We start from the raw sequence: 14,510 nt of genomic DNA on the forward strand, positions 1-14,510 counted from the left end.
TTATTTTTGTTTTTTGGGTGAAAAACTGATTTTTTGGTTATAATCATGTATGAATACAGTTGCGTAGCGGTTTTCTATGTGTTACTCTTTTTACAGAATTGGTTCATGACCCTTTGAGAGGAGGTGAATGGTGTGAATAAAACAGAATTAGTAAACTCTGTTGCTGAAGCTGCAGGTCTTTCTAAAAAAGACGCTTCTAAAGCAGTTGAAGCTGTATTTGATACAATTCAAGATGCTCTTGCAAAGGGTGACAAAGTACAATTAATTGGTTTTGGTAACTTTGAAGTACGTGAACGTGCGGCTCGTAAAGGTCGTAACCCACAAACTGGTAAAGAAATCGAAATCGCTGCTAGCAAGGTGCCTGCTTTCAAACCAGGTAAAGCGCTTAAAGACGCGGTAAAATAATACACGTCTAGTAGTTACATAGAGCAGTCTTCATGTTAACGAACATGAAGGCTGCTCTTTTTAACTTCAAATTTGAATATTACATAATAATATACAGTGATTTTCTTATCTAGAAGCGAATTTCTGATGAATCAGGTAAGTCATTTTGCGCTTACCTTTTGGATGTGCTACGATGCATAGGGAAATGTGTAATGTTTTGATATGCAGGAGGGTTTTTTGATGTCGAATATTGATTTATTAAAAATAGAAGAAGCGGTAAAAATGATTTTAGAAGCGGTAGGTGAAGATGTAAATCGTGAAGGTTTATTGGATACGCCGAAGCGTGTAGCAAAAATGTATGCCGAAATGTTCAGCGGCTTGCATGAGGATGCTAAAGATTATTTTAAAACGGTATTTCATGAGGATCATGAAGAACTAGTGCTTGTCAAAGATATACCTTTTTATTCGATGTGTGAGCATCATCTAGTACCATTCTATGGCAAAGCACATGTTGCATACATACCAAATGACGGCGTTGTTGCTGGACTGAGTAAGTTAGGACGTGCAGTGGAGACGATTGCCCGCAGACCACAACTACAAGAGCGTATTACCTCTTCAGTAGCAGACACAATAATGGAGATGCTTTCGCCAAAAGGTGTCTATGTTGTGATCGAGGCTGAGCATATGTGTATGACAATGCGTGGATTAAAAAAACCTGGTTCTAAAACGGTGACATCTGTTGCACGCGGTATTTATGAGGAAGATGAAGTGAAACGTAGAGAAGTACTATCATTTATTCAAATGTCTTAAATTGCGTGTCTAATTATGTTATGATGAACTAAGAATTTGTCGGATTTAAGGAGTGTACAAAGATGTCACAAGATTATATTGTTATTCAAGCAGAAGAAGATGGTGTACATGTCATTGGATTAACACGTGGAACTGATACGAAATTCCATCATTCAGAGAAATTAGATGCCGGCGAAGTAATGATTGCTCAATTTACAGAACACACGTCTGCCATGAAAATACGCGGTAAAGCGCAAATTCATACAGCACATGGCGTGATCAATAGCGAAGCGAAAAAATAAGAAATTTTGTTTCTGACGATAGGTTTTAATGCTGTTCAACGTTCTACAACACATATAAAAACACTAGATGTGAAAAACTTAGTATAAGGTCTATGGGCAGTTAGCATTCCAACATTCAATTATGGGAGAGCTTTACTGCCTGTGCTATGAAGAAAGCAAATTTTTTTTATTCCGCATCGTTGCGTATGCTATAATGACTCAGTAAGCAAGCGTTTGGCCTTGTATAGGGCTAACGTATCTGAAAGTGAAATGGAGTAAGGTCTATGAATGCAACATACATTCAAAATTCAATTGCACAGTTAAAAACAGAGATTTTCATGGATGTTCGTCATAGAACTTTGCAAAAATACACAGGTGTACCTGTGCTAGATGAAAATCAACTGTTTTATTTGTTAATCCCGTTTTTGAATGGTGAAGAGTGGCAACAAGAGCAACAAGAGGCTGCAATTACTGTTGGCATAGTGTACGCAGCATTAGCGGCTCACGATCATATAAAAGAATTAGACGCAACATCAAAAGAACAGCAGCTTACCGTATTAGCTGGGGATTTTTATAGTGGTCGTTATTATGAAATATTAGCAATGTCAGGGAATGTTGCATTAATTCGAAACTTGTCACAAGGTATTGTGGCACGATGTGAAAACCAAATTAAGGTTTATGAAAATAAACAACGAACAATGGAACAGTGGTATACATCGATGAGTACGATAGAATCTGGGTTAATTGCTCAATTTTTTGATCTTTATTCTTTCAGTGAATATATACCACTTATAGAAAAAAGCTTATTAATCTTGCGTTTAGAAAAAGAATGGACAGCTTATCAACGTGGGCAAATGTCTTTAATGGGTAAGGCACTAGAAGAAAGTGTCAGACGTAATGGCGCAACCTTTAATAGCGTCATCCAAGGGAAAATTGTGCATTTAAAAACAGAGCTATCACAGATCATTAATCAGGCATCCTTTTTACAAAGTGATATCAAACAAGCTTTACATGCACATGTAGAGGCATCCATTGCTTCTACTAACGGATAAGAGAGGTTTTTCAAAATGGCTAAAACGAAAGAAGAACACGTTCACGAAGTATTTGAAAGTATTTCGGAAAACTACGATAAAATGAATGGTGTAATTAGTTTCCAGATGCATGTTGGCTGGCGTAACGATACGATGAAGCACATGGCTGTAAAACCTGGATCAAAAGCACTTGATGTATGCTGTGGCACCGCAGACTGGACAATCGCATTGGCAGAGGCTGTTGGTGAAAGTGGAGAAGTAAAAGGGCTTGACTTTAGTCAAAACATGCTGAAAGTTGGCGAAAAAAAGGTAGAGCCATACCCACAAATTGAACTCATTCATGGAAATGCAATGGAGTTGCCTTTTCCAGATGATACGTTTGATTATGTGACAATCGGCTTTGGTCTTCGCAATGTACCTGATTATTTACAAGTTTTGAAGGAAATGCATCGTGTTGTTAAACCAGGTGGAATGGTGGTTTGTTTAGAAACATCTCAATCTGAAATCCCTGGTTATCGTCAGCTGTTCCGTTTTTATTTTAAATATATAATGCCGATATTTGGTAAAATATTTGCGAAAAGCTATAAGGAGTATTCTTGGCTTCAGGAATCTGCGAATGATTTCCCAGGTATGAAAAGGTTAGCGGCATTGTTTGAGCAGGCAGGATTAGAAAAAGTAACGTACAAAGCATACAGTGGCGGGGCTGCGGCAATGCATATGGGCTTTAAAAAGATACGTTAATGGGGGAAGGTTTTCACACGTGGAAAAGATGAAGTTAAAACTACTCTATTCCGATTTGAAATCAGATATCGAAATCATTGAACAAGAGTTAGAAAAAGCGGTGGACTCATCTTCATATTTGATCAACGATGCTTCTCTCCATTTATTACAAGCTGGTGGCAAACGGATAAGACCAATTTTTGTGTTACTAGGCGCAAAATTTGGTGATTATGACATTGAGAAGATGAAGGATGTAGCAGTGCCTTTAGAACTCATTCATATGGCATCGCTTGTACATGATGATGTCATTGACGACTCCAATATGCGAAGAGGACGCCCAACTGTCAAATCACAGTGGAATAACAGGGTAGCAATGTACACAGGCGATTTTATTTTCGCACGTGCGCTGGAATATATAACAAAGTTAGAAGACCCACTTGTTCATCAAATTTTAGCCCGTACGATGGTGGAGATTTGTAACGGTGAAGTCATTCAAATTGAAGATAAATTTAGATTAGATCAAGGTTTAAAAGATTATTTTAGAAGAATCAAACGCAAAACAGCATTACTTATTTCTTCAAGCTGTGAGCTAGGAGCTGTGGCAGCGGGGGTTGATGCTAAAACAGTTCGGCATTTAAAGCGCTTCGGCTACTTTGTAGGCATGAGCTTCCAAATTATCGATGATGTTTTAGATATTATGGCAACCGATAAAGAACTAGGGAAGCCAGCAGGTAGTGACTTACTACAGGGCAATATTACTTTACCGATTTTATTGTTGAAAGATGATCCGGAGATGCAACCATACTTAGTTAAAGTGTTTGCAGGCACGTTAACAGAATCGGAACGTCAAAATATGTTGCAATATGTGCGTAAATCTCATGCGATTGAGCAAGCTAATCGTATGAGTGATAAATATTTGAAAAAAGCCTTACAAGAAATTGATGCTTTACCAAAACATCCCGTTAAGAAAAAATTACGTGATGTAGCATTGTTCATGGGTAAGCGCAAATTCTAGCTTTTTGTTGTACAAAAGCTCATTTTTTGTTAATATTTATCGGTAGGTGTAAAACCTGTTAGACGAATTTAAGGAGTGTTTTAAACATGGCAATTGAACAAACTTTTTTAATGGTTAAGCCTGACGGCGTTGAACGTCAAGTAATTGGAGACATCGTTGATCGTTTCGAACGTCGCGGTTTTGTAATGAAAGGTGCTAAATTAATGGTAATTCCTAAAGAATTAGCAGAAAAGCACTATGCTGAGCATGCTGAGCGTCCATTCTTTGGTGAATTAGTTGATTTCATCACTTCTGGTCCTGTATTCGCTATGGTATGGGAAGGCGAGAACGTAATCAAGCTTGCTCGTACAATGATGGGTGCAACAAAACCTGAAGAATCTAACCCAGGTACAATCCGTGGAGACTACGCAACAACTGTTTCTCACAACATCATCCACGGTTCTGACTCTCTTGCATCTGCAGAGCGCGAAATCGGCTTATTCTTCGGTGAAGATTTAGTTTAATTTGTGAATCTAAGAAGCGTAGCGAAAATAACTACGAATAGAACTCAATAAAAAAATCATCTATTTTTCCGATGTAACTTTTACCTTCTAACAAAAAATGTTAGGGGGTTTTTTATTTGTCAAAATCATTCAATAAAGTTAACACAAACATTGATTTAAGCTTATTGACTATCAAAACTGAAAAAGAACCAAAGAAAGAAATGGTGACAAAAATCAATAACTCAATAGTTAAAATGGATACGTTTGATGAATTGGACAACAGAAATATAACCATTAAACACGCCATACAAATTTTAAATCAACAATGGCGACTAAACGGATTAAGACAAAGGACAATTGATAGTTACAACTATAATTTTAAGCGATTTGTTGAAGTTACTAAAGTGGAACATCTCCACGAAATCAACAATGAAAAAATTTATCAATATTTATCAAGTTTCAAGAATACAAAGGACACATCTCTACATGGTCGTTTAAAGCAAATTAAAGCCGTTTTAAGCAAGTGTCATGATAATGGTTGGTATAACTCGAAGTTTTGGACAAACATCAAAATAAAAGTAAATACAAGCGTTAAGGAAGCTACTACGGAAAGTGAACTGGCACTCTTGTTATCACTTTTGGATAAATCAACGTATTCAGGGTTACGTGATAGCATAGCGATTTTACTTTTATACAAAACAGGTATTCGAATTAGAACATTAGGTGCGCTGAGAGAACAGAATATTGATTTTGAAAATATGCTTTTGAAGTTACAGGGAGAGATAATGAAATCGCATAGACCATTGATTCTCCCTTTAGATGATGAAATGTGTACTTTATTAAGAGAGCTAATTTCAATAAATGATGATGTTAGGAAAGAACATAAAGAAAAGAATGATTATATTTTTCTTTCAAACATAGGCGTACCAATCTCAAATACAGTTTCACCGTCCAATTTAATTGCAAAAAATTTATGGGTGTACAGTAAAAAGTGGAATTTAAAGAACATTAACCCTCACTCTATTAGAAGATTGTATGCCCAGAATTTGGTGAAACGTGGAGCGGATATAAACTTAGTATCTCATGCTTTAGCACATTCTGATTTATCGACAACTACAAGGTATTTAGGGTTAGATGTTGATACAGTAGCAAAAAATTTACGTGATTTTTTATAACATATACTTCTTCTCAAAGTTAGTTAAAAGCTATATACAAGCCAATGATAGTGAAAAGTTTATGTTTACAAAGCCCGCTTCTAAAACTACTGCGACTAAATGAGATGAAGAATAGGGCTACTAATGATAGCCCTATTCCTTGGTTTATTTATTTTTCCTATTATTTTGGATTTTCAGTAGCTCATCAATTTGTTTTAACACAAATTCTTGATACTCAGGATTTAACTCTTTGAAAATTGTCATAGCCATTTCAAATTTAGTATCAGCAGGGCTTTTAAACATCTCACCTTCACCAGTGTTTAGCCAATTTTCATTCACATTGAAAGTGATACAAATCAATCTGATGATGCGGTCATTTACCTTTCGATGCTCTAATTCAATGCCTGCTATATGACTATTGGATATTGAAATAGCTTTAGCAAATTTGGCTTGCGATAAATTCAGTTCAGTTCGTACTTGTTTAACACGTTGATTGATAGTAATAGACAATAGATATCACCTCGTTAGTATTCAAAATATCATATATTCACTCACATTGAAAGTAAATATAAATAAAATGAAGTTGAATTACTCTCTATGTAATTATATAATACTCTCATAAGGTGTGATGAATGGGAGGGGTTTCATGGAAAACGAAGACCAATATAAGCAACTAGAGTCCAGCTTTAACAGGTTAGATGAAGAAGGAAAGCGTTATATACTGGGTATTTTACAGGCACTAGAGTTTGCCCAATCGAATCAAGTTGTGGGTGTAACCAAGCCTAAGAAAAAAGATGTCGAGAAAGAAGATTGATGGTACATATACAGCTATATGAGTATTTATCTTAATTGAAGCATGTCATAGGGTTTTCAATAATGCAAATTATAGGAGGGGAATAATGTTAAAAAAATTTGTAGTTCTATTAGTAATAGGTGGGGTATTAACAGGATGTTCTGATAAATTGGATGAAACCACAGAAGAAGTAAATAAAAAAGATGAAGTTGCGTTATCTACAACCAAGAATATGATCGCGGATAGCGATAGTACAGCTAATATTGAGGAATATCTCAACGATATGCAAAAATTTAAAGAAAACATATATATAGAATTAAAAGCTATGGAAGCGTTGAGTCAGAAAATGGCTGATAATCCCTTAATAATAGAAGATAAAGAATTTGTATCAAGGGTAACTGGCATAGCTAAAGAAGTTAGAGATAATTACAAATTTATTAAAGAGATGGATGTACCTGATGAATTATTAAATTATCATTCACGAATGTTAGAGGTATTTAAGGAGTTAGAATTAGGTGCAAATTTATATGAAAAAGGTTCATTAGAAAAAAATGCTGAAACGGTACTTGAATCATCAAGGCATTTTGTAGTGGCTGTGAATTTACTTGATTCAGCTACGACAGAATTGAACACAATTTATAAAGCTAATGATGATGAGATTTATGACTTTATGGTGCAGTCATACAATGCATTAACTAATAATGGGGAAAATTATATTCCTGAAATACATGATGGACAGGTATCTAAATTAGCAAGTGAGAAATATGGAATAAGTGAAGAAGAGGCAGACCGAATATACATTCAGAAAGAAATGTCACGTTAAAATATTTGTCAAAGGATGAAGTAGAGTGAACAAATTAATCTTAGTAATAATGTCGCTGATTTTTATTCTTAGTGCTTGTAGTGGTAGAGATTTATCCAATGTGAAAACATCTCTTTATGGTCATTGGATAGATGAAGAATCTGAAACACAGTACTATATTTGTGCAGACAGCATTATACAAGTTAATGAAGAGGGTCAAAAAGATAAAACCTATAAAGTATTAGATTATGATGAAGTAATGAACATGATAAGGATACGAGAAAAAGACGAAGAAGGTAATAGCTTTGTTACGGAAATTGTATTCAATGATGATAAAAGAGAATCAGCACAGATATTACTAGATTTGTCTACACTAGAATTTGCTAACGAGGATATTGACTCCGATATGTTGGGCACAGTTGAGATGTTGTAACAAAAAATCATTCAAGCGAATGCAAAGTCATTTGAATATCGGTGGGAGTATGTTGATGATAAACAAGAACCATAAAGATGAAGAGAACAGGGAGAGAAATCCCTGTTTTTTATTTATATTAATATCATGAACAGTGAAAATGAGTCTGTCAGCCACGCAAATGTATGAAAAATACGTCACGTGCGATATTGAATAAAATAATGTTAATAGAGATGATTTCTACGTGTGAGTAGTACGGGGGTATTAAAGACCAAATAGGTTGATGTTTATAGTCAAAGACATGATTGCACTTCCGCTCCTGCACATAGTTAGCGATATTAAAGCGTCAAAATACATTTTGTGTATTTGGCGTTTCTTTTAGTTTATAAGCTGTGTGCTAGCTGTCTATCTAATGGATAAAATTGAGTTTTTATCAAATGAAAAATAAAGTATATGTATTTTGCAATTTTATGGATTTACATTCGATTTATGTAACATCCTAGAGTGGAATAAATTATGAATTTATGATATAATAATATAGTAATAAGGTTATATTCTTCATACCAAAACACCAAAACACCAACACCAAAACACCAAAACACCAAAACACCAAAACACCAAAACACCAAAACACCAAAACACCAAAACACCAAAACACCAAAACACCAAAACACCAAAACACCAAAACACCAAAACACCAAAACACCAAAACACCAAAACACCAAAACACCAAAACACCAAAACACCAAAACACCAAAACACCAAAACACCAAAACACCAAAACACCAAAACACCAAAACACATAAATTTATCAATAATTTAAGGAGGATTATTAATATTGGTCAAATCTTTAACGAAGAGGGAATTGGTGGAATTTGTGCAATATAATAGAGAAGAGAATTATTTACTAATGCCAAATGAGATATTTGGAATGTTAGTGAAAGATGTGGAACTAAATCAAAAAAAAGCTCCACATGTTGCATTTGCTTATACATATACTTTTTTAATCACTTGGTTATATAGATACACTAAGTATGGACAGTTGGAGTTAAATAATGTAAGTAAAAAGGCAATTTTTAAAATTATGGGGATTGCTGAAACAAGTAAAGAGTATGATTATATTATAAAAAAGGGAGGTGTGCTTGATAGGCTTGGTATCACAATGACACACTCATTCACACAAGCACCTATCACGTGGTTTTTCGAAGAAGAAGGGAAACATGATTTTATACAGTTTAATTTCTTTGAAGATTTGAATGAAGAGATTAAGAGAATGATGGTAAATGGAGCTACTCTTAAAAGAAGACATATAAAAGAACCATTACTTGCAACTGGTTATAGAAACCCTTTGAATGAAGAAATTCCAGAAGTTTTCAATGGCACATTTTTTGAAGGTGGTAAAGAATATACTCATATGGTTGGTATGGATGCATTTATCAAATGTATGACCACTCAAAATTTAGGATTCAATGCTTTTTATTTATTATCATTTCTCCGCAGTCGGTATGGAAAAAATACATATGTTAACATTTCATTGGAAACGATTTCTGAAGAAAGTGGTATTAAGCCTACTACAAGAGATTTTATATTAAAAATGCTAAAAGCGTATAATATGATTATTTGTGACCCTACTAACTTTTGCTTGGGGCGTGGAGAATACAGAACAGAGGCAAGTACATATTGGTTAGTGAAGAACTCAATTGAATGGAAAATTGAACCGAATTTCAATTTCCCAAAGCGTAAAGTGTTTCATGTTTCAACGCATAAAGATTATATAGAAAATAATTGAAGTAGTAAGTGAAAATAAATAAATTTTATTCTAAAATAATATATTTACGAGATTTATAAAAGGTATGATAATCGAGGTAAATAAATATAAAAGATATTTAATTTTAATAATTTAAAGAGTTAATGTAAATTAATCTACTTTGATATTATATTAATTTACTATGAATATCGTACCTTTTGATTTTGAGTCTGATTTTTATATTAGTATTTTGTCTCTAGTCAACTCATTACTTAGATTGACTATGGGCTTAATAGAGATTATTTTGTTCCCGATACAAAGTACGAAAATGAAAATAATAGTTTTAATCTATGAATAACTATAACCTTTTGAATCAAATATATTTTAAGGTAATATGAACCTATTATTTGACAAAAATATACCTAATTTTACATAATGTAAGTAATATATTAGTAAAAAGTACATGAGGAGGTTCGTTATGTTCATAGAAAAAGTTTATTATAAAAAAAATAATGGGGATGTTGAGGAAGTCAATATTGATGATATAGAATTAAGAGAAGATTTTGACATTGTTAAAGAGAATATTTACTGTACTTACGAAGAATGTAATTGTCAAATGTTGTATGTTCCTAAAGGTAAGAGGGTAGCTCACTTTAAAACTTGGCCAGGAGAAAACCATTCTGAAGAGTGTGAAGCCTATTTTGAGCGAATCAAAGAAAGAAAACCTACTAGAAGTTTAGCTACTAGTACAGCTAGGTTAACAGACGAACATATACGTAATATTTTAAGGGAAATGGGAAAAACCGCTAGTGAGACGCCTGAAGAACGTGAGGAAAGATTAGAAAAACAACGAAAGAAAAGGAAGAAAAAGAATCCAGTAAAAAATAATAATCAAACCCCTAACGTAGATACCAATATAATTCCAGTTACCGATGACTCTGCAGATATACTTCAACTAGAGAGTCGAGCACCAAGAGTTAGTAGAAGATATTCTGTCAATAATTTGATTCAAGATGATGTAGGAACTGCATTGGCTTTACGTGAAGAAATTTCTGAAATTGAGATTATCAATAACAATTATGCAGTTTTTCATTTAGAGTCTGAAAATGGAAAAACTGCTAAAGTATATTTAGAGGAAGCTTTTTTTGCAACTGCACCATTAAATATTCATAGTTGGTTAAAGAGTTTAGAGAAAATTATTGATTCTGGAGCTAATTTAACTTTAAGTTGTGTGGGGAATGTTATTTTCAGAAATAATGAATTAGCATTGCAAATATTCAGTGAAAATCATTTGCGAGTGGGAGATAAGCTATTACCAGCTTTTATTATGCAGTATAATTAGAAAATGACGATTGTTAAAACGATATATACATATGTTTATATCGTTTTTTTTACTATAGTGTATTATTGATTATTGTATGCTTTATACAATTAGCATACATAAGGAATCTTGAAATGTAGGGATTCTATGATTGTTATCTAATAAATGTAAAGTATTTTAATAATAATTAAATTAGCATACATGAAAAGTGTGGTAAAATCATGGCAAACATGAACGAGAAAAAGGGAATGTTGATTGATGTTCAACCTGTAAAAACAAAAAAAGATATTCATAAACTAATATAAGCATTGAGGATGTCTAAAAATGGTTTGCGTGACCAGTTATTATTTAAGCTAGGTATTTCAACAGGTTTACGGTGTGGGGATTTAGTTGTTCTCAAAGTTGAACAAGTCTTAATGGCTGGTATTGTTGATTACATAGAAACATTACCTAAAGAAGCGGTATTCCTATTTGCTAGTCATAAGGGTGGTGGTCATATTACAACAACACAAGCTTATCGTATTATTTCTAAAGCTGGTGATATGATAGGAAACAATTCAATTGGCACTCATACAATCGTAAGACGTTTGGCTACACATACTATCAAGCTACAAAGGATGTAGCAACATTAATGGAGATATTCAACCATTCGTCACAAAAAACTACATTGCGATATATCGGTATTACGGAGGAATCAATTGAAAATAGCATTAAAAGTATTTCTTTTTCCTAGTGAATTGAGGGCATATCGTAATTGATATGCTTTTATTTTTGGGTAATATAGAGCCATAGGACTTGTAGTTCGCTTTTAGAGGTCGAATTAATATATTGGTCAGTGAAGGTCAAAAATATGTCAGATAAGAAAAAGAATTTTTTAACTTATCCATGGATGAGATGGAAAGAAGGTTAGTTCAACTACTTCTATATTCACAACGAATTTAATAGTTACAGCAAAGAATAAAAGATAATTATATTTTGTTGTTTAAATTTATTGTGTCAAAATTTTACTATTTAAAATTATAATAAGATCCTGTAAAATTTGATTATCGTATTTAATTGGGAATACGAGTGCAAGGTTTGATATTGTCAATCAGATAGTCGCACAATTGTTCGATTACTATGCTAAATAGTAAGTTTACAATTCGCATGTCGATATCGTTAGGCATTCTACAATCAACTCCTACGCTAATCATTATAAGATGATTATATAATAATTGTTTATTTATGGGTCCTTCTGTCTTTGTATTAGACAAAAGTCAGATGATTATTTTGTATGCTAGGGAGGTCACTGTTAATAGACCCAGGTTACTACCTCCCCAGCTCTGCAAAGGAGAAAATAAATGAAAGATATTAGTTATTTCGAAAATTATAAATCTAAAAACTACTTACATATAGATAAAAGGATTCCTATAAAGCGTGTTTACAAACTTATCCAAGATGAGAAATGGGTTAGTAAACACGCTTTTTTACCGTTTATTCATTATAGTATTGATTTGAAAAAATATACTTTTAAAGAAGGACATAGTAACAGGTCTTATAAGAAATTAAAACTTAATAAAAATTTTAATCAAAGACATATAAAATATAAAAAACCTAAAAAGAGAGAAATTAACTATGCCTCTCATATTGATAGTTTCATTTACAAATATTATGGAGATGAACTAAATGATACATATAACAAATATGCAATAAAAAATGGTATTGATGAGAATGTACTTGCGTACAGAAATAATAAAAAGGGCAAGAATAATATTCATTTCGCAAGAGATGTATTTGATTTTATTATTAGAACAGAAAAATCATTAATAATCGCATTAGATTTTTCGTCATTTTTTGATAAAATATCACATAAACATTTAAAGACCTCTATAAAAGAATTGCTACATGTAGATGAGCTTTCAGAAGATAATTATAATGTTTTCAAATCTATAACTAAGTTTCATTATATAGAAAAATCGGATTTAGATAATCATTTAAAAAGTCAGTATAGTGAAGATGAATTGAAAGATATGCTCAAATATAGAAAAATTAATAGCTATATGGATTTAAAAGTATTTAGGCAACTTGTGAAAGAAAAAAAATTGAACATAAAAGCAAATAGAAATCCATACGGTATTCCACAAGGGTCTGGAATGAGTGCTGTATGCTCAAATATTAGGTTAACTAAATTTGATATTGAAATGAAATGCTGGTCGGATAAAAAGAATGCTTTATATAGAAGATATTGTGATGATTTAATATGGATAATTCCAAACGTGAATGACGATGAAATGGCATCAATTGTAGAAGAAATATATTCTATCATTGAAAAGTATGATGACTTACATTTACAGAAGGAAAAGACTATCATTTTGAATTATAATGGAAATAAAATGCTAGATTTACATGGCTATGATTCAAAGTTAGATTATTTAGGTTTTATATTTGATGGCCAAGTAATCAAAGTCAGAGAGAAAAGCTTGTTTAAATTTTACAATCGTGCATATAAAAAAACTAAAGTATTGGCAAAATACAATCTAATATATGGAAGAAATGCGTATATGCGTAATTTTTATGGTTTATACTCTCATCTTGGTAGGAATTATAAGGGAAAAGGAAATTTCATAAGCTATGCATACAAAGCGCAAAAAATTATGGAAGAATTACCAGTGGAAGTAGTAATTCGTAAGCAAGTTAAAAGGCATTGGAATAAAATTCATAAACGCTTAGAAGAATATAAAAAAGAATATTCTAACTAAATGTCAAGAAAATAAAAAAAGCAGAAACATGCGAATTTAACATATAATCTCATTGAAGATTATTTAAACAATTCGTCTTAAATGAGTAGAAAAGAAAAAATTGAAATCAACTTTATCTATTCAGGTAATAGGGTATATTTATTTAAGGAAAATTTTATATTTTTATTAAATAATTGAATATAGTTGGAGGAACATGAATTGTTTGAAATGTTTAGGAAAAAGAAACTAGATGATAAATTTGAAGAGATGCATAAAGAAATAATAGAGGGGGTAAATTTTGAAGAAAAAGAAATAGAAAAATTAAAGTTCGAAGCAGATAACATGGAAGATGAAGCTATAAAAAATCATGAAAAATATTATTCTGATGAAAAGCTGTGGAAAAAAATCCGAAAATTCTCTAAAAAAGCTGGTTCCTCAGTTATATATGTTGTTCTACTCCTATATTTTACATTGCAGAAACCTGAGGTGCCTTTGAAAGTAAAAGCTACTATTGCTGGGGCATTAGGGTACTTTATTCTTCCATTAGATTTAATTCCAGATGTTGCTATAGGGGTAGGTTATATCGATGATTTATCTATTGTTATGGTAGCATTATTTCAAGTGGCTATGTATATTGATGAAGATATAAAAAAACAAGCAAAAGATAAGTTAAACGATTGGTTTGGAGAAGATGTAGATACATCTGATATAGATGATAAACTATGATATTAACTTTTTAATGAGAACAATGATGCCTTTCTTATTTTGTTCTAAAATAAACATTATGTTATGAGGGCAGATGAAATTATAGTAAAAGACTAGTATAAGGTTATAAAATGTCATGTGAGTAGTTCACTATGGA

At 32.5% G+C, this 14,510-nt stretch carries 17 protein-coding genes; 16 read left to right on the forward strand and 1 reads right to left on the reverse strand.

What is annotated here, in order from left to right:
• Positions 1 to 132: 132 nt before the first annotated feature.
• The 8 genes from NYE73_RS07810 (at position 133) to NYE73_RS07845 (ending at position 5,877) form a co-directional block, all read left to right on the forward strand.
• On the forward strand, positions 133 to 405 hold the full coding sequence (locus NYE73_RS07810) for an HU family DNA-binding protein (protein ID WP_004232618.1): 273 nt from the start codon (positions 133 to 135) through the stop codon (positions 403 to 405).
• Between the two features lie 219 nt (positions 406 to 624).
• On the forward strand, positions 625 to 1,194 hold the full coding sequence (gene folE, locus NYE73_RS07815) for a GTP cyclohydrolase I FolE (RefSeq protein ID WP_009370809.1): 570 nt from the start codon (positions 625 to 627) through the stop codon (positions 1,192 to 1,194).
• Between the two features lie 62 nt (positions 1,195 to 1,256).
• On the forward strand, positions 1,257 to 1,475 hold the full coding sequence (mtrB, locus tag NYE73_RS07820; protein ID WP_004232621.1) for a trp RNA-binding attenuation protein MtrB: 219 nt from the start codon (positions 1,257 to 1,259) through the stop codon (positions 1,473 to 1,475).
• 263 nt (positions 1,476 to 1,738) lie between these two features.
• The gene (locus NYE73_RS07825; protein WP_048389813.1) at positions 1,739 to 2,506 is read left to right on the forward strand and encodes a heptaprenyl diphosphate synthase component 1; all 768 of its coding nucleotides are present in this window, start codon (positions 1,739 to 1,741) and stop codon (positions 2,504 to 2,506) included.
• Between the two features lie 15 nt (positions 2,507 to 2,521).
• A complete protein-coding gene (locus NYE73_RS07830) occupies positions 2,522 to 3,226 on the forward strand; it encodes a demethylmenaquinone methyltransferase (RefSeq protein ID WP_054550707.1) in 705 nt (234 codons plus the stop codon).
• Between the two features lie 19 nt (positions 3,227 to 3,245).
• The gene (gene hepT, locus NYE73_RS07835; protein WP_054550708.1) at positions 3,246 to 4,220 is read left to right on the forward strand and encodes a heptaprenyl diphosphate synthase component II; all 975 of its coding nucleotides are present in this window, start codon (positions 3,246 to 3,248) and stop codon (positions 4,218 to 4,220) included.
• Positions 4,221 to 4,306: 86 nt separating this feature from the next.
• Positions 4,307 to 4,723 carry a nucleoside-diphosphate kinase gene (ndk, locus tag NYE73_RS07840; protein ID WP_004232627.1) on the forward strand — a complete coding sequence of 139 codons (417 nt, stop codon included), beginning with the start codon at positions 4,307 to 4,309 and terminating at the stop codon, positions 4,721 to 4,723.
• Positions 4,724 to 4,839: 116 nt separating this feature from the next.
• Positions 4,840 to 5,877: a tyrosine-type recombinase/integrase gene (locus tag NYE73_RS07845; RefSeq protein ID WP_259950014.1), complete on the forward strand. Its 1,038-nt coding sequence runs from the start codon at positions 4,840 to 4,842 to the stop codon at positions 5,875 to 5,877.
• Between the two features lie 144 nt (positions 5,878 to 6,021).
• On the opposite strand, the gene NYE73_RS07850 is transcribed toward NYE73_RS07845, so the two are convergent.
• A complete protein-coding gene (locus tag NYE73_RS07850; protein ID WP_257521633.1) occupies positions 6,022 to 6,366 on the reverse strand; it encodes a helix-turn-helix transcriptional regulator in 345 nt (114 codons plus the stop codon).
• A 136-nt stretch (positions 6,367 to 6,502) separates the two neighbouring features.
• On the opposite strand from NYE73_RS07850, the gene NYE73_RS07855 reads away from it, so the two are divergent.
• From NYE73_RS07855 to NYE73_RS07890, 8 genes are all read left to right on the forward strand, one after another.
• Positions 6,503 to 6,670, forward strand: a complete 168-nt coding sequence (locus tag NYE73_RS07855; protein WP_259950015.1) for a hypothetical protein — start codon at positions 6,503 to 6,505, stop codon at positions 6,668 to 6,670.
• An 85-nt stretch (positions 6,671 to 6,755) separates the two neighbouring features.
• Positions 6,756 to 7,472 (forward strand): hypothetical protein, encoded by a 717-nt coding sequence (locus NYE73_RS07860; protein WP_259950016.1) that lies wholly within the window; start codon positions 6,756 to 6,758, stop codon positions 7,470 to 7,472.
• Between the two features lie 49 nt (positions 7,473 to 7,521).
• Entirely contained in the window at positions 7,522 to 7,884 is a 363-nt protein-coding gene (locus tag NYE73_RS07865; protein ID WP_259955550.1) for a hypothetical protein, read from the forward strand.
• Positions 7,885 to 8,701: 817 nt separating this feature from the next.
• The gene (locus tag NYE73_RS07870) at positions 8,702 to 9,652 is read left to right on the forward strand and encodes a hypothetical protein (protein WP_259950018.1); all 951 of its coding nucleotides are present in this window, start codon (positions 8,702 to 8,704) and stop codon (positions 9,650 to 9,652) included.
• Positions 9,653 to 10,088: 436 nt separating this feature from the next.
• Positions 10,089 to 10,952, forward strand: a complete 864-nt coding sequence (locus tag NYE73_RS07875; RefSeq protein ID WP_259950019.1) for a hypothetical protein — start codon at positions 10,089 to 10,091, stop codon at positions 10,950 to 10,952.
• A gap of 293 nt (positions 10,953 to 11,245) precedes the next feature.
• Positions 11,246 to 11,554, forward strand: a complete 309-nt coding sequence (locus NYE73_RS07880; RefSeq protein WP_311198641.1) for a hypothetical protein — start codon at positions 11,246 to 11,248, stop codon at positions 11,552 to 11,554.
• Between the two features lie 717 nt (positions 11,555 to 12,271).
• On the forward strand, positions 12,272 to 13,669 hold the full coding sequence (locus NYE73_RS07885; RefSeq protein ID WP_259950020.1) for a reverse transcriptase domain-containing protein: 1,398 nt from the start codon (positions 12,272 to 12,274) through the stop codon (positions 13,667 to 13,669).
• Between the two features lie 321 nt (positions 13,670 to 13,990).
• Positions 13,991 to 14,374: a YkvA family protein gene (locus NYE73_RS07890; RefSeq protein WP_036218962.1), complete on the forward strand. Its 384-nt coding sequence runs from the start codon at positions 13,991 to 13,993 to the stop codon at positions 14,372 to 14,374.
• Positions 14,375 to 14,510: the final 136 nt, after the last annotated feature.

This window comes from Lysinibacillus sp. FSL K6-0102, from assembly GCF_038003545.1.
GTDB classification, from domain to species: domain Bacteria; phylum Bacillota; class Bacilli; order Bacillales_A; family Planococcaceae; genus Lysinibacillus; species Lysinibacillus capsici.

Bases quoted from the DNA above. Each gene is read 5' to 3' on its own strand.
- folE (WP_009370809.1), top strand. From the start codon at position 625: ATGTCGAATATTGATTTATTAAAAATAGAAGAAGCGGTAAAAATGATT.
- NYE73_RS07855 (WP_259950015.1), top strand. From the start codon at position 6,503: ATGGAAAACGAAGACCAATATAAGCAACTAGAGTCCAGCTTTAACAGG.
- ndk (WP_004232627.1), top strand. From the start codon at position 4,307: ATGGCAATTGAACAAACTTTTTTAATGGTTAAGCCTGACGGCGTTGAA.
- NYE73_RS07875 (WP_259950019.1), top strand. From the start codon at position 10,089: ATGTTCATAGAAAAAGTTTATTATAAAAAAAATAATGGGGATGTTGAG.
- NYE73_RS07885 (WP_259950020.1), top strand. From the start codon at position 12,272: ATGAAAGATATTAGTTATTTCGAAAATTATAAATCTAAAAACTACTTA.
- NYE73_RS07830 (WP_054550707.1), top strand. From the start codon at position 2,522: ATGGCTAAAACGAAAGAAGAACACGTTCACGAAGTATTTGAAAGTATT.
- NYE73_RS07890 (WP_036218962.1), top strand. From the start codon at position 13,991: ATGGAAGATGAAGCTATAAAAAATCATGAAAAATATTATTCTGATGAA.
- NYE73_RS07860 (WP_259950016.1), top strand. From the start codon at position 6,756: ATGTTAAAAAAATTTGTAGTTCTATTAGTAATAGGTGGGGTATTAACA.
- NYE73_RS07880 (WP_311198641.1), top strand. From the start codon at position 11,246: ATGTCTAAAAATGGTTTGCGTGACCAGTTATTATTTAAGCTAGGTATT.
- NYE73_RS07865 (WP_259955550.1), top strand. From the start codon at position 7,522: ATGTCGCTGATTTTTATTCTTAGTGCTTGTAGTGGTAGAGATTTATCC.
- NYE73_RS07825 (WP_048389813.1), top strand. From the start codon at position 1,739: ATGAATGCAACATACATTCAAAATTCAATTGCACAGTTAAAAACAGAG.
- mtrB (WP_004232621.1), top strand. From the start codon at position 1,257: ATGTCACAAGATTATATTGTTATTCAAGCAGAAGAAGATGGTGTACAT.